This is a genomic window from Pseudomonas sp. TWR1-1-3 (assembly GCF_049896805.1).
In the GTDB taxonomy this organism is placed as follows: Bacteria; Pseudomonadota; Gammaproteobacteria; order Pseudomonadales; family Pseudomonadaceae; genus Aquipseudomonas; species Aquipseudomonas bubulae.
In genome coordinates, this window is sequence record NZ_JAFCUZ010000001.1 from 680,349 (window position 1) to 698,448 (window position 18,100).

14 protein-coding genes are annotated in these 18,100 nt (G+C 61.0%); 12 read left to right on the forward strand and 2 right to left on the reverse strand.

The window, feature by feature from the left end:
* The first annotated feature begins 6 nt into the window (after positions 1-6).
* From ACP7BE_RS03120 to ACP7BE_RS03175, 12 genes are all read left to right on the forward strand, one after another.
* On the forward strand, positions 7-1,080 hold the full coding sequence (locus ACP7BE_RS03120) for an alkene reductase (protein ID WP_426104691.1): 1,074 nt from the start codon (positions 7-9) through the stop codon (positions 1,078-1,080).
* Positions 1,077-2,939, forward strand: coding sequence for a long-chain-acyl-CoA synthetase (locus ACP7BE_RS03125; RefSeq protein ID WP_426104693.1), 1,863 nt, complete (start codon positions 1,077-1,079; stop codon positions 2,937-2,939). The genes ACP7BE_RS03120 and ACP7BE_RS03125 overlap by 4 nt, the downstream gene beginning before the upstream one ends.
* A complete protein-coding gene (locus ACP7BE_RS03130; RefSeq protein WP_426104695.1) occupies positions 2,932-4,017 on the forward strand; it encodes an MBL fold metallo-hydrolase in 1,086 nt (361 codons plus the stop codon). Before ACP7BE_RS03125 ends, ACP7BE_RS03130 begins: the two co-directional genes overlap by 8 nt.
* Before the next feature lie 64 nt (positions 4,018-4,081).
* Positions 4,082-5,749 carry a DUF1302 domain-containing protein gene (locus tag ACP7BE_RS03135; RefSeq protein WP_095023571.1) on the forward strand — a complete coding sequence of 556 codons (1,668 nt, stop codon included), beginning with the start codon at positions 4,082-4,084 and terminating at the stop codon, positions 5,747-5,749.
* A gap of 140 nt (positions 5,750-5,889) precedes the next feature.
* On the forward strand, positions 5,890-7,101 hold the full coding sequence (locus ACP7BE_RS03140; protein WP_095000418.1) for a thiolase family protein: 1,212 nt from the start codon (positions 5,890-5,892) through the stop codon (positions 7,099-7,101).
* A gap of 5 nt (positions 7,102-7,106) precedes the next feature.
* Positions 7,107-8,045, forward strand: a complete 939-nt coding sequence (locus ACP7BE_RS03145) for an OB-fold domain-containing protein (protein WP_095020036.1) — start codon at positions 7,107-7,109, stop codon at positions 8,043-8,045.
* 202 nt (positions 8,046-8,247) lie between these two features.
* Positions 8,248-9,138: a VOC family protein gene (locus ACP7BE_RS03150; protein WP_426104698.1), complete on the forward strand. Its 891-nt coding sequence runs from the start codon at positions 8,248-8,250 to the stop codon at positions 9,136-9,138.
* Positions 9,139-9,148: 10 nt separating this feature from the next.
* Positions 9,149-10,024, forward strand: coding sequence for a CoA transferase subunit A (locus tag ACP7BE_RS03155; RefSeq protein WP_095000415.1), 876 nt, complete (start codon positions 9,149-9,151; stop codon positions 10,022-10,024).
* 11 nt (positions 10,025-10,035) lie between these two features.
* Positions 10,036-10,833 carry a CoA-transferase subunit beta gene (locus ACP7BE_RS03160; RefSeq protein WP_426104700.1) on the forward strand — a complete coding sequence of 266 codons (798 nt, stop codon included), beginning with the start codon at positions 10,036-10,038 and terminating at the stop codon, positions 10,831-10,833.
* Between the two features lie 15 nt (positions 10,834-10,848).
* Positions 10,849-11,754 carry an enoyl-CoA hydratase gene (locus ACP7BE_RS03165; RefSeq protein ID WP_095000413.1) on the forward strand — a complete coding sequence of 302 codons (906 nt, stop codon included), beginning with the start codon at positions 10,849-10,851 and terminating at the stop codon, positions 11,752-11,754.
* A complete protein-coding gene (locus ACP7BE_RS03170) occupies positions 11,751-12,857 on the forward strand; it encodes an NAD(P)H-dependent flavin oxidoreductase (RefSeq protein ID WP_095000412.1) in 1,107 nt (368 codons plus the stop codon). The genes ACP7BE_RS03165 and ACP7BE_RS03170 overlap by 4 nt, the downstream gene beginning before the upstream one ends.
* 120 nt (positions 12,858-12,977) lie before the next feature.
* Positions 12,978-15,950, forward strand: a complete 2,973-nt coding sequence (locus ACP7BE_RS03175; protein ID WP_095000411.1) for an RHS repeat-associated core domain-containing protein — start codon at positions 12,978-12,980, stop codon at positions 15,948-15,950.
* A 140-nt stretch (positions 15,951-16,090) separates the two neighbouring features.
* Here the strand turns inward: ACP7BE_RS03175 and ACP7BE_RS03180 are convergent, their stop codons facing one another.
* Both ACP7BE_RS03180 and ACP7BE_RS03185 read right to left on the reverse strand, forming a co-directional pair.
* Positions 16,091-16,858 carry an SDR family oxidoreductase gene (locus tag ACP7BE_RS03180; protein WP_095000410.1) on the reverse strand — a complete coding sequence of 256 codons (768 nt, stop codon included), beginning with the start codon at positions 16,856-16,858 and terminating at the stop codon, positions 16,091-16,093.
* Positions 16,859-16,881: 23 nt separating this feature from the next.
* A complete protein-coding gene (locus ACP7BE_RS03185) occupies positions 16,882-17,949 on the reverse strand; it encodes a phosphotransferase family protein (protein ID WP_426104703.1) in 1,068 nt (355 codons plus the stop codon).
* Positions 17,950-18,100 lie beyond the last annotated feature (151 nt).

Here is an 18,100-nt window from a genome sequence, read left to right on the forward strand (position 1 = left end):
AATACCATGAGCATTCTGTTTGAACCCGTGCGCCTGGGTGAGCTTGAACTGGCCAACCGTATCGTCATGGCGCCCATGACCCGCAGCCGCGCCGATCAACACGGGGTGCCGACGGCCGAGATGGTGGAGTATTACCGTCAGCGCGCTTCTGCCGGGTTGATTGTCGCCGAAGGCACGGCGCCCTCGGCCAGTGGCCTGGGCTACTGTCGCACCCCGGCGATTTACTCCCCGGCACAAATTGCCGCCTGGAAAGCCGTGACCGATGCAGTGCATGCCGAAGGTGGCCTGATTGTGCTGCAACTGATGCATGTGGGGCGTGCAGCCAGCGCCCACAACAAACCGGCAGGCGCCGCCACGGTAGCGCCGTCGGCCTTGCGCGCCCGCACCCAGCTGTTTACCGACACTGCCGGGATGGTCGATACCGACGAGCCGCAGGCCTTGTCGCCGCACGACATCGAACAGGTCATCGAAGATTACCGCCAGGCCGCACTCAATGCACGCCAGGCCGGTTTTGATGGCGTCGAGCTGCACTGCACCAGCGGTTATCTGCCGATGCAATTCATGGCCTCGGGCAGCAACCGGCGTGAAGACCAGTACGGTGGCAGTGTTGAAAATCGCGTGCGCTTCCCGCAGCAGGTGCTGGAAGCGATGGCTTCGGCTATTGGCCCCGGGCGTGTCGCCTTGCGCCTGTGCCCGGGCAATCCGTTCAACGATATCGATGACGAAGACCCGCTGGCCACCGCAGTTGCCCTGTGCAAGGCCGCCGAGCCGATGGGCCTGGCTTATGTGCATATCATGCGCTCACCGCTGGCGGAACTGGATGCCTTTGCCCTGGCCCAGCGTCATTGCAGCAACGGCCTGATCCTCAATGACGGTTTTGACGGCGAATCGGCACAAGCCGCGCTGCAGGCCGGGCAGGGCGATGCGGTGTCGTTTGCCCGGCACTTTATTGCCAACCCGGACCTGGTCGAGCGCTTGCGCAAGGGCTTGCCCCTTGCCCGCTTCGACCGCAAGACCCTGTACTCACCTGGCCCGGAAGGCTACAGCGATTACCCGCTGGCCGAGGCGGTGGCGCCATGAACGACATGTCCCGCATCAGCACCCTGACGGCAGTCAGACAACAGCCCGTGCCCCGTGATCAGACCCAGGCACTGCTGGATTTGCGTTCTGCGGCCAGCGGCCAGATCAAACCGGCGGACCTGTATACCCTGGCCGACCGTCTTGAAGGGCAGGCCCGTGCATTCCCCGATCGGCCTTTTTTGATCGACGGCGAGCAGCGTGTCACCTACGCCGCCGTGGAAGCCCAGGCCAATCGCATGGCCCATGTGTTTTACGCCAAGGGCCTGCGCCCCGGGGATGTTTGCGCGATTGCCATGGAGAACCGTCCGCAGTTCTTCTACAGCTGGTTCGGACTGGTCAAGCTCGGTGTGGTGGTGGCGTTTATCAACACCCAGGTCAGTGGCAAGCCACTGGTGCATGCCTTGCAATCCACGGCGGCCAGGGCGGTGGTGGTGGGCGAAGAATGCCTGGCCAATCTGCTGGGCACTCAAGGTTTGCCCGATGTGCCGCTGTGGCTGGTCAACGATGCACTGAACCCCTTTGACGGCGAGCTGCCGGCCTTTGTCGATAATGACTTTGAACAGCACGTTACCGCTGCCCCGGCCACGGTTTTCGCCCGTGACGTGCGTGCGGCGATTACGGCCGAAACCACCACGCTGCTGATTTTCACCTCGGGCACTACCGGCCTGCCCAAGGCGGCACGCTATAGCCATATGCGCTGGTTGTCCTCGGGTGACGTGATGGAAGTCACCCTGGGGGCCACCTGTGACGACGTATTTTACTGCTGCCTGCCGCTGTACCACGGCGCGGCGGCCACTTCGGTGACGTCCACGGCACTGTGCGCGGGCGCAAGCATTGTGCTGCGGCGCAAGTTCAGCGTGCGCGAGTTCTGGCCGGATGTGCGCCGCAACCGCATCACCGTGTTTCAGTACATTGGAGAAATCTGTCGCTACCTGCTCAACCAGCCAGTGGTGACCGGTGAGCGCGAGCACAGTTTGCGCCATATGCTCGGTGCCGGGCTCACGCCTGAATCCTGGCAGCGCTGGCTGGAGCGTTTTGGCCCGATCCAGGTGTTCGAGGGCTGGGGTGCCACCGAAGCCAACGCCAACCTGATCAATGTCGACAACTATGTGGGCTCCTGTGGTCGCGTGCCGGACTGGAGCCGCACCAATCTGCGCCTGGTGCGTTACGACGTGGAAAGCGACAGCCATCCGCGGGATGCAAACGGTTTTTACCAGTTGTGCCAACCGGGAGAAATCGGCGAGGCAATGGGCTTTATCGTTGATCACCCGCAGATAGGCGGTGGGCGTTTCGAGGGGTACACCAGTACTGCGGCCAGCGAGAGCAAGATCCGCCGCGATGTGTTTCAACGTGGTGATGCCTACTGGAGTTCGGGCGATCTGCTGCGTTATGACGACGACGGCTATTTCTATTTTGTCGACCGCATCGGCGACACCTTCCGCTGGAAAAGCGAGAACGTCTCGACCCTGGAAGTGGCCGACACCCTGAGTGATATGCCGGGGCTTGAACTGATCAACGTGTACGGCGTGCAGGTACCTGAACACGAAGGCCGTGCGGGGATGGCGGCGATCTTGATGCAGCCCGGGCATAGCTTTGACCCGCAGGCTTTTTATGAGCTGACGCAAACCCGTTTGCCGCGTTATGCCGCGCCGGTGTTTGTACGGGTAACACTGGCGGCGGACCTGACCAGCACCTTCAAGCTGCGCAAGGTTGATTTGCAGCGTCAGGGTTACGCGCCGCAGTTGTTTGCCGATCCGCTGTTTGTGCGCGATGAAAGTAGCCGCACCTATCAGCCGTACTCCCTGCAAGTGCTGGCCCGTAACGGTCTGCTGCCGTTTGCAGGTGCCGGCCATGAGTGAACTCGACGCTCAAGGCCATCAATGGCGTGACGGCCTGCGCTACCCCTGGCCACAGGCCCCGGCCAGCGGCCAGGTGCAGGAAGTGGCCGACGGCGTGCTCTGGCTGCGCATGCCGCTGCCGTTTGGCCTCGATCACATCAACCTGTATCTGCTGCGTCACGGTGACGGCTGGGTGGCGGTGGATACCGGGCTGAACAGCGATCAATGTCGCGCCGTGTGGGAGCAGGTGTTTGTCGAAGCCATGGCTGGCTTGCCCCTCAAAGCGGTCATTTGCACCCATTTTCACAGTGACCACACCGGTGTGGTGGGCTGGCTGGCCGAGCGATTTCGTTGCCCGGTGCTGATGACCCATGGCGAGTTCGAAGCGCTGCACCATGGCCCGCCGCGAGCGACGGCACCGGACTGGGCGTTTCTGGATTTTTATCAAAAGGCCGGCTTCAGCGCCGAGCGCGCGACGGCGTTGCTGCCGCTGATCCAGGGCGAGCACTTTCGCCCGCAACTGGTGGCGGGGTTTACCCGGTTGAACCAGGGCAGCCAGTTGACCATCGGCGGGCGGCGCTGGGAGGTGGTGATCGGGAACGGTCATTCACCGGAACACGCCTGTCTGTATGCGCCGGACGATGGTTTGCTGATCTCCGGCGACCAGGTGTTGCCGCGCATCACTTCCACCATTGCCGTGTATGTCAGCGAGCCTCAGGCCAACCCTTTGCGGGACTGGCTGGACTCGATCGAACGGTTGCGCACGATCCCCGACCACGTACTGGTGCTGCCGGCCCATGAACGGCCGTTTTACAACCTGCATCTGCGCCTGGACCAGTTGCGCGACCACCATCGCCAGCACTTGCAGCAGTTGCTGGCAGCGTGCGAACAACCGCGCACCGGGCTGGAAATGATGGCGGTGCTGTTCAAGAAACTGTCAGGCCGTTTCGACGAGCTGATGGCGCTAGGCGAGACGTTGGCGCATGCCAATTACCTTATGGCCGAGGGGGCGCTCGTTCGTGAGGAAGAAGGAGGGCTGCATCGTTATCGACAGGCCCCGACAGGAGTCGTGAAGTTCGACCCGCTTGAGTTGCTTTGAACACAACGCAATGACGCTTGAACCCATCGAAGCGGCCACCGAGTCGCTAATCAGGAGAGGCAGAGTGATCAATAAAAATAACAATAATTGTTCAGGGCAGCGCCCGCACAACTTCCAGGCCAGTGGCCTGGCCGTTGCCGTGGCGCTGGTCTGCAGCCCGCTGTGGGCAGGGGACACCATCGAGTTCGATGACGGCACCACGATTGATTGGTCGGTCACCACCAGCTATGGCATCGGTACGCGGCTGGGCAATCCCAGCGGCCGGTTGATGGGGGTCAACGTCGATGATCCGAACCGCAACTTTGATCAGCACAGCCTCACCACCAACCGGGTGGGCGCGCTGGGCGAAATGATCCTGCGCAAAGACAACTACGGTGCGGTGGTGCGCGCCAGTACCTTTTACGACGATGTGTATCACCGCAAGAATGACAACGATTCACCGGCCACCGTCAACAAATACGGCGACAACGACGAGTTCACCAGTGACACCCGCTACTACAGCGGTGGCCGCACGCGCCTGCTCGACGCTTATGTGTTTGGCGGCTGGCGTTTTGAAAACGACACCATGCTCGACGTAAAAGCGGGTCGGCATATCGAGTCATGGGGCGAGAGCCTTTACTACCCTGGCGTCAACGGCGTGCAGAACCCGTCCGATGCGGTCAAGGCCGCGCAGCCGGGGGTTGAGGTCAAAGAGGTGCTGCTGCCGGTGGGGCAGTTCTCGGCGTCTTACCGGATCAACCCGCAAATTACCCTGGGCGGTTATGTGCAGTACGAGTGGAAGGGCACCGAACTGCCGCCGGTGGGCAGCTTTTTGTCGACTTCCGATGTGATCGGCCCGGGCCGCGAATTTTTGTACATGGGCGCCAACAAGGTGCCTTACCTGGGCACCGACGAGCCGCGCGACAGCGGCCAGTGGGGTGCTCAGGTCCGCTACCGGCCGATTACCGACCTGGAAGTTTCACTCTTCCATGTCGTGTACCACGACAAAAACCCGGCCACTGCGCTGGTGGGCTGGGACCCGATACCGGCAGGCCCCGGTGGCCTGGCTTACAAGGCCAACGGCTACCGGGTCAAATATTTTGAAGACATCAAACTCACCGGTATCAGTGCCACCACCAAGCTTGGCGAGTACCAGCTTGGTGCGGAGTGGTCGTACCGCGACGGTGCTCCGGTGATGGTCAATACCGGTCTGGGCCCGGTGCCGGCCAAGGGTAAGGGCCAACAGTTCCAGTTGTCGGCCATGCGCATCCTGGGGGACCGCCCCTGGGCCAGCCAGACCACCCTGACCGGTGAGTTTGTCACGGTGCGTGCCGACCACGCCGACGAAACCTCTGCCGCGCCGAACCTTGAAGGTGTGGGCCTGTTGCCGTCGCTGGTGCCGTCCGTGCAACCGTCCGATCAGTACACCTACAAAACGGCCACGGCCTGGCGTACCCGCTCTTCGAGCGCTTACACCGTGGGCGCCTCGTTCAGTTACCCGGGCGTATTCCAGGGCTGGGACCTTGAAGTGCCGTTCACCTTCTCCAACGTATTCAGCGGTGCGGCACCGATGTCGGGAACCATTGCCGGGGTGGCGGGGGACAGGCGCCTGAGTGCGGGTACCACCTTCAAATACCTGGGCAACCTGGAAGTATCCCTCAGGTATATCGGGTACCTGGGCTCCCCCGACCCGATCTACCGCCCGCTGGCAGACCGTGACTACGCCACGTTCTCGATGAAATACACGTTCTGACGACTTGCCTGCCCCTGTGTGGGAGCGGGCTTGCTCGCGATACAGGCACTGAGGTTTTGCAGCAGAACCGCGTCGGTGCCAGCGCGAGCAAGCCCGCTCCCACGGAACGGCCTGATTTGCACTTTTAAAGAGAGAAAACCATGGGTCTTAAAGGTCATGCCGCCATTGTTGGCAGCGCTCAGTACAAACCGGAGAAATACGCCACGGCCCCGCGCATGTTCCATCTGGAACAAGTGGCTGACCTGGCGGCCCGGGCGTTACAGGATGCCGGCTTGCAGGCATCGGATCTCGACGGGCTGGTGATCAATGGCCCGCATTTTCATGAAGCCTCAGTGTTCGTCCCGGCCATGGCCGCCGAGTACCTGGGCTTGCGCCTGAATTTTGCCGAAGTGGTCGACCTTGGCGGCTGTACCTCGGTGGGCATGGTCTGGCGCGCTGCCGCTGCGATTGAGCTGGGTTTGTGCCAGGCGGTGCTGTGTGTGCTGCCCGCACGCATGGCGCCCATGGGCCCGGATGAAGACGCCAGCTGGATGGCCCGGGCCATGCGCTTTGGCGGCCACAGCACGGCATTCGGTGCACCTGAAGCCGAGTTCGACTTGCCGTATGGGCATATGGGCCAGAACACCGGCTACGCGATGATCGCCCAGCGCTATGCCGCGCAATATGGTTATGACCCGCGGGCACTGGCAAAAATCGCGGTCGATCAGCGCACCAATGCGCAGTACAACCCCGAAGCGATGTTTTACGGCCAGCCGCTGACCATCGAGCAAGTGCTGGCCAGTAAAAAAGTTGCCGACCCGCTGCATGTACTGGAAATCGTCATGCCGGTGGCCGGTGGCGCCGCGATGATTATCGCCTCCAAAGAGGTGGCAGCACGGGCGCGCAAGCGGCCGTCGTGGATCACCGGCTTCGGCGAGCACCTGGCGTTCAAGTCGCCGTCCTATGCCCAGGACATGCTGCACACACCTATCGGGCCTGCCTCGCAGCGCGCATTCGCAATGGCCGGGCTCAAACCGGCCGATGTGGATGCGGCACAAATTTACGACTGCTACACCATCACCGCCTTGCTGACCCTGGAAGACGCCGGTTTTTGCGCCAAGGGCGAAGGCATGAACTTTGTCCGTGAACACGACCTGACCTGGCGCGGCGATTTCCCGATGAACACCCACGGCGGCCAGCTCAGCTTTGGCCAGGCCGGCGCGGCGGGGGGGATGAGTCAGGTGATCGAGGCGGTGACGCAAATTGCCGGTGAAGCGGGCGAGCGCCAGCTCAAACGCTGCGACACGGTATATGTCTCAGGCACCGGTGGGGTGATGAGTGAGCAGGGCGCATTGATACTTCAGGGAGCATAAATCCGATGTCGAACAACAAACCAATGCCGGTTCCGACCGAGATTTCTGCACCGTTCTGGGAAGGCCTGAAGGCCGAGCGCCTGCTGATTCAGCAATGTGAACGATGCAGCCACTGGGTGTTTTACCCGCGCAGGCACTGCCCGGCGTGCTTTACCCATGCCCTGACCTGGCGTGAAGTCAGTGGTGGCGCGACGCTGTACAGCTTTACCGTGACCCGCATCGCGACCCTGCCGGACTTTGCTGATGAAATGCCGCAGATACTGGCGGTGGTCGAGCTGGATCAGGGTGTGCGCATCAATACCAATCTGGTCGGGCTGGACGAGTCTGAAGTGAAAGTGGGCATGCGCCTGCAACCGGTATTTGCCGAGGTCGATGCCAAGGGCAACCGGCTGCTGCGTTTTACCGGGCTGGACAAGGATGCCGAGGCGTTGAAGACGCTGCGTACGGTTGAGCAACCGGTGCCAGAAACCGCAGTGCCAGTGCGCCAGATTGCCCTGGATGACGAAGAGGGCCTGCAGGCGCTGGTCAGCGACGAGTTCAGCCCGTGGAGCAACCAGGTGGTGGTCGATCAGGGCCTGATTGACAGCTTTGCCCAGTTATCCGGGGATGATTACTGGATCCACACCGACCCGGAACGTGCGCGCAAGCAAAGCCCGTTTGGCGGCACCATCGCCCACGGTGCGCTGGTGCAGATCCTGCAGTCACGGATGAAACTCAACCTGGGTTACGAGATCACCGGGTTCACCAATATGGTCAACTATGGTTCGGATCGCCTGCGCTTCCCGGCACCGGTGCCGGCGGGCTCGACCATCCATGCGCGGGCCCGGGTCAAGCGGGTAGAGCGGGTCAGAAGCGGTACTCAGCTGACCCTGGAACTCAATACCCATGTGCTGGGCAGCGAGCGGCCGTCGGTGATCAATGAGCTGGTGATTTTGTATATGTGATGCCCTGTGGGGGCGGGCGTGCCCGCGATGCTATCGATGCGGTTTTAATGACACGCCGCGCCGCCTGCATCGCCGGCAAGCCCGCTCCCACCGGTTTAAGGCGCCCCACCTGAGCGCTTTAGTCTCAACGGACGATGAACCCCACCCCCATCCTTCCCATACTCCTCCAAGCCAATAAATACAGGCATTGAGGAGCAGGCACATGATCGACATTCGTGGTTTGAGCTACTTCGTTGCAGAGTCTGCAGATCCCGTTAAATGGCAGCGTTACGCCGAAGACGTGCTCGGGATGATGGTCAGCGAAGCACCCGCCGGCGGCTTGTACGTGAAGATGGATGAGCGTCCGTATCGCATGCTTATCGTGCCGGGCGGTGAGTCGCGGTATCTGGCTTCCGGTTGGGAGCTGGCCGGCGAAAAGGCTTTCAACGCCGCGATCGAAGTGCTGGATCAGGCCGACGTCAACTGGCGTCTGGGCAGCGCCGAACAGTGCGATCAGCGCGGTGTGCAAGCACTGCTGCACGTTACCGACCCTTCAGGTAACCGCCATGAATTGAGCTGGGGCCATCGCTCCGATTGCCAGCCCTTTGTCTCGCCCCAGGGAGTGCCGGGTTTTGTCACCGGTGATATGGGCCTGGGCCACACCGTACTGCCCGCGCCAAATTTCGATGCCACCCTGGCGTTTGCCAAGGATGTGCTGGGCTTTGAACTGTCGGATATTTTCAACTTCCGTCCCGACCCTTCGGCACCACCGATCCGCATCCATTTTCTGCATTGCAAAAACAGCCGTCACCACAGCCTGGCCCTGGCCGAGTACCCGGTGCCGTCCGGCTGCGTGCATGTGATGGTCGAGGTCGAGTCGATGACTGAAGTGGGCCGCGCCCATGACCGGCGCATCGCGCATGACGTACAGCTGTCGGCCACCCTCGGCCAGCATCTGAATGACCGCATGACCTCTTTCTATATGAAAACCCCTTCAGGTTTTGACCTGGAGTATGGCTATGGCGGCTTGCTGGTGGATTGGCAGGACCACAGCGCTTTTGAATTCACCCGGGTAAGCCTGTGGGGCCATGACTTCTCTGCAGGACAGTCGTAAGGAGCACTACATGAACAAGCAAATGACAGCGGCAGACGTGGTCGGCCAACTGCGCGACGGCATGACCATCGGCTTCGGCGGCTGGGGCCCGCGGCGCAAGCCCATGGCGATCGTGCGCGAGATCCTGCGTTCTGACGTCAAGGATCTCACCGTGGTCGCCTATGGCGGTCCCGAGGTCGGCATGCTCTGCGCTGCCGGCAAGGTCAAAAAACTGATTTTCGGCTTTGCCACCCTCGATGCCATCCCGCTCGAAGCCTACTTTCGCAAGGCTCGCGAGGCCGGAGAACTGGAGCTGATGGAACTGGACGAGGGCATGCTGCAATGGGGCCTGCGGGCCGCCGGCATGCGTCTGCCGTTCTTGCCGACCCGTTGTGGCCTGGCCACCGATGTCAGCCGCCTGAACCCCGGGATCAAGCAGGTGCAGTCGCCCTATGCGGATGGCGAGGTGTTGCTGGCCATGCCGGCGCTGAATCTGGATATCGCCTTTTTGCACGTCAACGTTGCCGACCGCCTGGGCAATACCCTGGTAACGGGCCCCGATCCTTATTTCGATCATTTGTATGCCCGTGCCGCCAAACAGTGCTTTGTCTCCTGTGAGCGGATCGAGGAGCGCTTGAACCTGGATGCCGCCCAGGCCCGCTTCAACACCTTCGAACGTTATCTGGTCAGCGGCGTGGTGCATGCACCCTTTGGTGCGCATCCGACAGCCTGCCCCTCCGATTACGGCTGGGACCTTAGCCACTTGAAACGCTACAGCGCCAGCGCTGCCGAAGAAGGTGGCTGGGAAGGTTATGTAGCCGAGTTTGTGACCCCGGGCGAAAGCGCCTACCAGGCCAGCAATGGCGGGGTCGATCGATTGAGCGCTTTGCCGCTGCCCGTGTTTTGAGGAGTGTGGACATGACTGCTACTAGCGAATTTACCCTGGCTGAACTGTTGATCGTGGCCGCCTGTGAAGCCTGGCGCGGTAACGGCGAAGTGATTGCTTCGGGCCTGGGGGTAATCCCGCGCCTGGGCGCGAGCCTGGCCAAACTGACCCATAGCCCGGAACTGTTGATGACCGACAGCGAGGCATTTCTGGTGGAAGAGCCTATACCCCTGGGGCCGCGTGGAGATTTTGTACCGCGTTATTCGGGCTATCTGTCGTTCGAGCGGGTGTTCGAGTGCGTGTGGGGCGGGCGTCGCCACGCCATGATCGGTCCGACCCAGATCGACCGCTGGGGCCAGACCAACCTGTCGTGCATTGGCGACTACCAAAAGCCCAAGGTGGCAATGCTCGGGGTGCGCGGTTTGCCGGGCAACAGCATCAACCATATCAACTCGTTCTTCGTGCCGTCGCACAACACCCGGGCGTTTGTCGCCGGGGAAGTGGACATGGTCTCGGGTGTCGGCTTCAAGCCCGAGGGCTGGGAAGAGGGCATGCGCAGCGACCTGATGGACATCCGCCTGATCGTCACCGACCTGTGTGTGATGGACTTCGGCGGACCGGACCGGGCCGTGCAGGTGCGTTCCCTGCATCCGGGCGTGAGCTTTGAAGAGGTACAGGAGAAAACCGGTTTCCCGCTGCTCAAGGCCGCCGACCTCAAGCAGACCGTGGCGCCGACGCCGGAGCAACTGGCGCTGATCCGCCGCCTCGATCCCCATGACTATCGCGCCTCTGCGCTCAAGGGCAACCCGCCCGGCATTCGTCAGGCCTGATGGCCAGGAGTTCATATGAGCAGCGACAGCGAATTTGTGCAGCGGGCTGACACCGCTGTGTATGAAACCGAGGACCCGGTGCTTTATGGGGTGGCCGATGGTATCGCCACGCTGACCATGAACCGGCCGACCGTCAATAACGCGCAAAACTCACAGATGACCTACGCCCTGGACGACGCCTTGCGCCGTGCCGTCAATGACGATGCGGTGAAGGTCATTGTGCTGCGCGGCAATGGCAAGCATTTTTCCGCAGGGCACGATATCGGTACGCCGGGGCGCGATATCAACAAGGAATTTGAGCGCGCCAGCCTGTGGTGGGACCACACCAACAAGCCGGGCGGCGAGTACCTCTATGCCCGCGAGCAAGAGGTGTACCTGGGCATGTGCCGGCGCTGGCGCGAACTGCCCAAGCCGACCATTGCCATGGTGCAGGGGGCGTGCATTGCCGGCGGGCTGATGCTGGCCTGGGTCTGTGATTTGATCGTGGCCAGTGACGATGCTTTTTTTCAGGATCCGGTGGTACGCATGGGCATTCCGGGGGTTGAGTATTTTGCCCACCCCTATGAACTGAACCCGCGCATTGCCAAGGAGTTTCTGTTTACTGGCGATCGCATGAGCGCCGAACGCGCCTACCAGATGGGCATGGTCAATCGCCTGTTTACCCGCGAAGGGCTGGAGGCCGGTACCTATGCGCTGGCAGCGGCCATCGCCAAACAGCCGCGCATGGGCCTGGCCCTGACCAAGCAGGCGATCAATCACGTCGAGGACTTGCAGGGCAAGCGTACGGCGATGGACGCGGTGTTTGCCTGGCATCACTTCGCCCATAGCCATAACGAGCTGCTGTCCGGGGACAAGCTGGGCGGCTATGACGCCAAGGCCATGATTGAAGCGAACAAGAGTGCTGCGGGAGAGCGTGGATGAGTGACTATCTGCAAACGGCATTGACCGATGCCCTGGGCTGCCGTTACCCCATAGTGCAAACCGCGATGGGCTGGGTAGCGGACGCCAATCTGGTGATCGCCAGTACCCGTGCGGGGGCCTTCGGTTTTCTGGCCGGAGCGACCATTGCGGCGGATCAGCTGGAGGGCCAAATCCTGCGGGTGATCGAGGCCACGGGGGGGAGTAATTTCGGCCTCAATTTCCATATGTTCCAGGAAAACGCCGCGCAGTGCGTGGACCTGGCCATCAAGTACCGCCTGCGAGCCGTCAGCTATGGCCGCGGCCCCGACCGCCAGACCATCGGGCGTTTCAAAAAGGCCGGGGTGTTGTGCATTCCCACCGTGGGTGCGCTTAAACACGCACTCAAGGCCGTGGAACTGGGCGCAGACATGGTCACCGTACAGGGCGGCGAGGGTGGCGGGCATACCGGGGGCGTGCCGAGCACCATTTTACTGCCGCAGGTGCTGGATGCGGTGCGGGTGCCGGTGATTGCCGCGGGGGGCTATTCCACCGGGCGCGGGCTGGCCGGGGCGCTGGCCACAGGTGCGGCCGGGGTGGCCATGGGCACGCGGTTCCTGATGACCCAGGAGTCGCCAACACCGATCGCGACGCTGGAGCGCTACGTGAAAGTGACCGACCCACAGCAGATTCGCGTGACGACGGCAGTGGATGGCATGCGCCACCGCATGATCGAAAACGCTTTTATCAATCGCCTGGAAAAAGCCGGTGCCTTTGGCCGTCTGCGCATTGCCCTGGGCAGCGCTTGGCACTGGAAGCAACACACCGGCATGAGCCTTGGGCATATGCTCGGTGTATTTGCCAAATCAATAAAAGAAGACCCTGCTGCGTTGTCGCAGACGGTGATGGCGGCCAATCAGCCGGTGCTGTTGCAGCGCTCGATGGTAGATGGCGTGCCGGATGAGGGGATTTTGTCCAGCGGGCAGGTGGCCGCTGCCATTGGCGAACTGAAAAGTTGCCAGAGCCTGATCGACGAGATGGTGCAAGAGGCCGAGCGCTGCCTGATAGCGGTGAATGCACGTCATCAGGCAGCGCGCTGTAAGGCGGGGGAAGCGGCAGCCATCTGAAACGGCTGGCTCTGCTGTAATTTAACTTATCTGGATACAAAGCCTGTCCGCTCTGGCCCGTGGGGCAAGCATTCTGATCACTACACTTTTTAATTATTGTGCAGTTCAGGAAGCTGATTTATGCCCCAAGCCTTGCATCGCCATACTCCCTTGCTAACCGCTTATGACCCTCGCGGGCTGGCCATCTGCACGGTGGCCTGTCATCGGCGCACTGCGGCGCAGGAACCTGAAGCGCGGATCAGCCGCCAGGTGTTTGGCCCCAGCGGTTTTTTGACCGAACAGTGGGATCCGCGTCTGGTGGCATTGCGCCGTAAAAATCCGACTACGGTGCCCAATCAGCGCAATCGATCTTCGCTGTCGGGGCGCCTGCTGCGCAGCGACAGTGTTGACCGCGGCGTGCGTATCAGCCTGGCAGGGGCGGGCGGGCAACTGCGCTTTAGTTGGGATGCCCGGGGTACCCGCAGCATCTGGGAATACGATGAACTGCTGCGCTTGAACGCCGTATTCGAACAGGGCGCCGGAACTGAGGGTGCGCATTGTGTCGAGCGTCTGACCTATGCCGACAACAGCGCTGTGCATGCGCGCCAAAATGGCTGCGCCCGGCTGATCCGTCATGACGACCCTGCCGGCACGCTGTGGTTTGAGGGCTATGACCTGCTGGGGCAGGTGACGAGTCAGTCACGGCGATTCGTACGTGACGCATCCCAAGCGCCCAACTGGTCGCCGCAGGCCGGGTTGCGTGATCAGCACCTTGAATCCCGAAGCTGGCGCACTCAATGGCGCCGTGATGCTGTGGGCCAGTTGGTTGAGCAAATCGATGCTCAGGGCAATCGGCAGCGTATGCGCCATGATGTGGACGGTCTGCTGGCTGCGGTGATGGTCAATCTCGGCAGCGGTCGCCAGCACAGTGTGGTGCAGCAAAGATCCTATAACGCGAGCGGCCAGATAGAAGTTGAACGGTCGGGCAACGGGGTAGTGAGTGCCCTGGCCTACAGCCCGTTGGATGACCGCCTGCAGCAACTGAAAACATGGCGCACCCGTAATCCGGGTGAAGCCTTGCAGGACTTGAACTATGTCTATGACCGGGTTGGCAATGTGCTGAATATCCGTGATGCAGCGCAACCTGTGCTGTGGTCTGATAATACCCGGCTGCAAGCATTGAGCACTTATACCTACGACTCGCTCTACCAGCTGATAGAAGCCACGGGTCGTGAAAACGCCAGCAATCTCAATGGCCCGCAGCTGCCCGTTGCTGCGGGCCTGGGTGCGGCCAACGGTCAGCGTATGCGTAACTACCGACAGTCGTATACCTACGATGCAGGCGGCAATCTTGCCCGGCTGCAACACATGCCCAGCCACGGTTCTGGCTATACGCGGCAGATGAACGTGGCTGACCACAGCAATCACGGCCTTGAACAAAAGTCGGGGCTGCCCGCCCGCCCCGGGCTGGCAAGCGGCTTTGACGCGAATGGCAACCAGCAGGTACTAGAACCGGGGCAGTGGCTGAGCTGGACCCTGCGCAATCAATTGCAGCGAGTTACCCGTGTCACACGCCAGGACGGTGCCAACGATGATGAGGCCTATGTCTACGACAGCAGCGGGGCAAGGGCGCTTAAAATCAGACAGTCCCATGGCCATCGTCAGCCCCGTCGTGAAGAGGTGTATTACTTGCCCGGTCTCGAAGTCCGGCGCAACAGCGCCACGGGCGAATGGTTGAATGTGCTGACGGTGGCCGGTGATCTCAATAGCGCGAGCATATTGCAGTGGGAGAAGGGGCGCCCCGAAAGCATCGATAACGAGCACATGCGTTTGAGCCTCTCGGACCATCTGGGCTGCAGCATGCTGGAGCTGGATGGCTCTGGGCGGTTACTCAGTCAGGAAAGCTACTACCCCTATGGAGCCACTGCCTGGTGGGCGACGAAAAATACCCTTGAAGCCCGTTATAAATTTATTCGCTATTCGGGCAAGGAGCGCGATGCCAGCGGGCTTTACTATTACGGCATGCGGTATTACGCACCGTGGCTGGCGCGCTGGATCAGCGCCGATCCGGGCGATGATATTGATGGCATGAACCTGTACGCGATGGCGCTGGGCAATCCCGTCGGCAGGGTCGATGAACAGGGCCTGCTGAGTTCGGAGGCGGCTATTGGCCGGTTTGCCGGATTGCACTCGGCCATCTCCGGGCTGTCCAGGCAGATCAGGTCGCGGTGGCAGGCTTCGAGTGCCGCCGCGATTCGTGATGGGCTGGCAACCTGGATCAGTAATGTTGTCGGGGTGGGGGTCGACCTGGCCCTGTTTGAGGGTCGTCAACCGACTCACAGGCTCAATGTTGCCTTGCGAAGTACGGTAAATGCCATTGATGCACTGGCCGTCATGCACATGGGGACCGGGCTTTTTGCAAACTTGACTCACTGGAGCCCCTTTATCGGATTTATTGCCGCAAACGTTACGCACAGGGGCTTTGAAATGCGAGGTGCCAGCGAGGGGGCGGGTTCTGATGAGGTGTGGGATCCAGTGGCTCGAGTGAGGCTGGCGGGGCATGTGCGCTCACTTACACGTGAAGTCCTGCAGCAGGCCTTGAGAGGTTACGGTGACAGCGTGTCCTGGGGGCAGACCCCGGTAAGTTCCAGAATCATGCGAACGATGATGAGTGCAGGTGCCTATGGCCTGGCTACTGTTCCCAACGCGGTCTATGGTCAGTTTGTGCCAGGGCCACTGCAGCCGAATATAGCGCCTGTGATCGAGGCTTATGACGGGGCGGCGGGGACGTACATTCGCGCGGGCCATCAATCTGCTCAGCTGGATCGTCACGTGAATACGCTGCAGATCCCGCCAGGGATGGCCACGTTTCATGGAGGCATGAGCAGGATGTTCAATCAGACGTGGGTTTACTGGGCCGGGGTCGGGATCGAGGCCATCGCCGCGTATGTCACAGGTTCGCCGATAGCGCAGCAAAGTTCACGGGCCAGGGCCTGGGTGGGGGCTGCCAAAGGGGCGGTATCGGCACTGACCGAGGTGCGTGGGCTTTTGCTGCAAACGGCCAGAAGTGGTTACAACAGTCTGTTCAAACGTTGGAGACCGGTCAAGCACTGATGATGGATAACCTGCGGCGGCGGGCCTGTTCGCGATGATAGTGCTCCGGTTTGGTGTGATACGCCACGCTGCCTGCACCGCAGGCATTGTGCTGCCCACGCTGTCTGAGGCTTGCCAGATCATCGTGGCAGCGCTTGGCATCAGGACAGAAATCCGCCATCTACATTCAGCGAGATACCCGTGGTGTAGCTCGATGCATCGCTTGCCAGATACAGCACAGCCCCGGCCATCTCGCCGGGGGCGGCGACGCGTTTGAGCGGGATGTGTTGCAGGGCGGTCTTGAGAATGGCGTCGTTGCTGACCAGCGCCGAGGCAAACTTGGTGTCGGTCAGCCCCGGTAGTAACGCATTGCAACGAATGCCGAACCCTGCACATTCCTTGGCAAACACCTTGGTCATATTGATCACCGCTGCCTTGGTCATCGAATACACACCCTGGAACACTCCCGGCGATACGCCGTTGATCGAGGCTACGTTAATGATGCTGCCGCCGCCGTGCTCACGCATCAGCTTCCCTGCCTCCACGGACATAAAGAAATAGCCGCGAATATTTACATCGACGGTTTTCTGGAAAGCGCCAAGGTCGGTGTCCAGTACGTTGCAGAACTGCGGATTGGTCGCGGCGTTGTTGACCAGAATATCGATGCGCCCAAAGTCTGCGCGTATGCGCGCAAAGGTCTTAGTGATCTGTTCCATTTCGCCAATATGGCAGGCGATGGCAGTGGCCTTGCCGCCCTCGGCGATGATTGCATCGGCCACTGGCTGGCAGCCTTCGAGTTTGCGGCTGGAGACAATGACGTGGGCACCTTGTTGGGCCAGCAGCCTGGCAATGGCTTCACCGATGCCGCGGCTGGCACCGGAAACAAAAGCGATTTTGCCATCAAGGTCGAACAGTTGAGTCCTGGACATGTTGATTCCCTGTTATCTGGGGCTTAGAGGCTGGAGCGGCGAATGACGTTGAGGCTAATCTGCTCCAGCAGCGCGTTCATTTGTATGAACTGGGCAAAACGTTTGTCTGCGGTCTGGCCGTGGTAGTAGCGGTAGTAGATCTGTTGAACGATACCCGCCAGACGAAACAGGCCGTAGGTGTAGTAGAAATCGTAGTTGTCTATCTGAATCCCGGAACGCTCTGCGTAGTAATCCACAAATTCGCGGCGGGTCAACATACCCGGAGCGTTGCTCGGCTGGCGCCGCATCAGTTGCACCGGTGCTGGGTCATCCGCCTCGATCCAGTAGGCGAGGGTGTTGCCCAGGTCCATCAGCGGATCACCCAGCGTAGTCAGCTCCCAGTCCAGCACGCCGATGATCTGCATCGGGTTGGCGGGATCTAGGATCACATTATCAAAGCGGTAGTCGTTGTGAACGATAGCCGGGGTCGGGTAGTCGGCTGGCATTTTGGCGTGCAGCCAGTCTTTTACTGCGTGCCAATGGGGTGCATCCGGGGTCAGGGCCTTTTCGTAGCGCTCGCTCCAGCCGCTGATCTGGCGCTGCACGTAGCCTTGCGGCTTACCCAGATCGGCCAGGCCGCAAGCGTTGTAGTCAACGCGATGCAACTCGACCAGTTTGTCGATAAAGCTCTTGCACAGGGTTCTGCTGGCGTCGGCGCCCAATGCCAGTTCCTGCGGCAGATCCGAGCGCAGGATGATGCCCCTGACCCGTTCCATGACATAGAACTCGGAGCCGATCAGACTTTCGTCGGAGCAGTGGGCGTAGGCCCTGGGGCAGTAGGGGAAGGCGTCCTTGAGCTGATTGAGGATGCGAAACTCGCGGCCCATGTCGTGCGCCGATTTGGCCTTTTGGCCAAAAGGCGGGCGGCGCAGCACCAGCTCTCGACCCGGGTATTCAATCAGGTAGGTCAGGTTCGAGGCGCCGCCGGGGAACTGGCTGATCGCAGGTTCCCCCACAAGGCCAGGAATATTTGCCTTGAGGTAAGGGTCAATGCGGCTGGCGTCGAGTTCTTCGCCGGTGCGGATGCGGGTGGACGAGTCGGTAAGCGCCATGTTTATCTCTTCTGTTTATAGTTGAGGCCTGACAACATTCGCTAATCTAATGGGCGGCCCGGGTCTCGACAAGTCGGCTGCTGCCTTAATAGGCAGGGCTGTTAGCAGGGGATCAGCGTCTTTGATGGCCACTGCCTCAATAAACCGCAGG

What these genes read in the sequence shown, in the direction of transcription:
- ACP7BE_RS03185 (WP_426104703.1), bottom strand. Translation starts at nt 17,949, where the DNA reads ATGGCGCTTACCGACTCGTCCACCCGCATCCGCACCGGCGAAGAACTC.
- ACP7BE_RS03150 (WP_426104698.1), top strand. Translation starts at nt 8,248, where the DNA reads ATGATCGACATTCGTGGTTTGAGCTACTTCGTTGCAGAGTCTGCAGAT.
- ACP7BE_RS03155 (WP_095000415.1), top strand. Translation starts at nt 9,149, where the DNA reads ATGAACAAGCAAATGACAGCGGCAGACGTGGTCGGCCAACTGCGCGAC.
- ACP7BE_RS03165 (WP_095000413.1), top strand. Translation starts at nt 10,849, where the DNA reads ATGAGCAGCGACAGCGAATTTGTGCAGCGGGCTGACACCGCTGTGTAT.
- ACP7BE_RS03175 (WP_095000411.1), top strand. Translation starts at nt 12,978, where the DNA reads ATGCCCCAAGCCTTGCATCGCCATACTCCCTTGCTAACCGCTTATGAC.
- ACP7BE_RS03170 (WP_095000412.1), top strand. Translation starts at nt 11,751, where the DNA reads ATGAGTGACTATCTGCAAACGGCATTGACCGATGCCCTGGGCTGCCGT.
- ACP7BE_RS03145 (WP_095020036.1), top strand. Translation starts at nt 7,107, where the DNA reads ATGTCGAACAACAAACCAATGCCGGTTCCGACCGAGATTTCTGCACCG.
- ACP7BE_RS03160 (WP_426104700.1), top strand. Translation starts at nt 10,036, where the DNA reads ATGACTGCTACTAGCGAATTTACCCTGGCTGAACTGTTGATCGTGGCC.
- ACP7BE_RS03180 (WP_095000410.1), bottom strand. Translation starts at nt 16,858, where the DNA reads ATGTCCAGGACTCAACTGTTCGACCTTGATGGCAAAATCGCTTTTGTT.
- ACP7BE_RS03125 (WP_426104693.1), top strand. Translation starts at nt 1,077, where the DNA reads ATGAACGACATGTCCCGCATCAGCACCCTGACGGCAGTCAGACAACAG.
- ACP7BE_RS03140 (WP_095000418.1), top strand. Translation starts at nt 5,890, where the DNA reads ATGGGTCTTAAAGGTCATGCCGCCATTGTTGGCAGCGCTCAGTACAAA.
- ACP7BE_RS03120 (WP_426104691.1), top strand. Translation starts at nt 7, where the DNA reads ATGAGCATTCTGTTTGAACCCGTGCGCCTGGGTGAGCTTGAACTGGCC.
- ACP7BE_RS03130 (WP_426104695.1), top strand. Translation starts at nt 2,932, where the DNA reads ATGAGTGAACTCGACGCTCAAGGCCATCAATGGCGTGACGGCCTGCGC.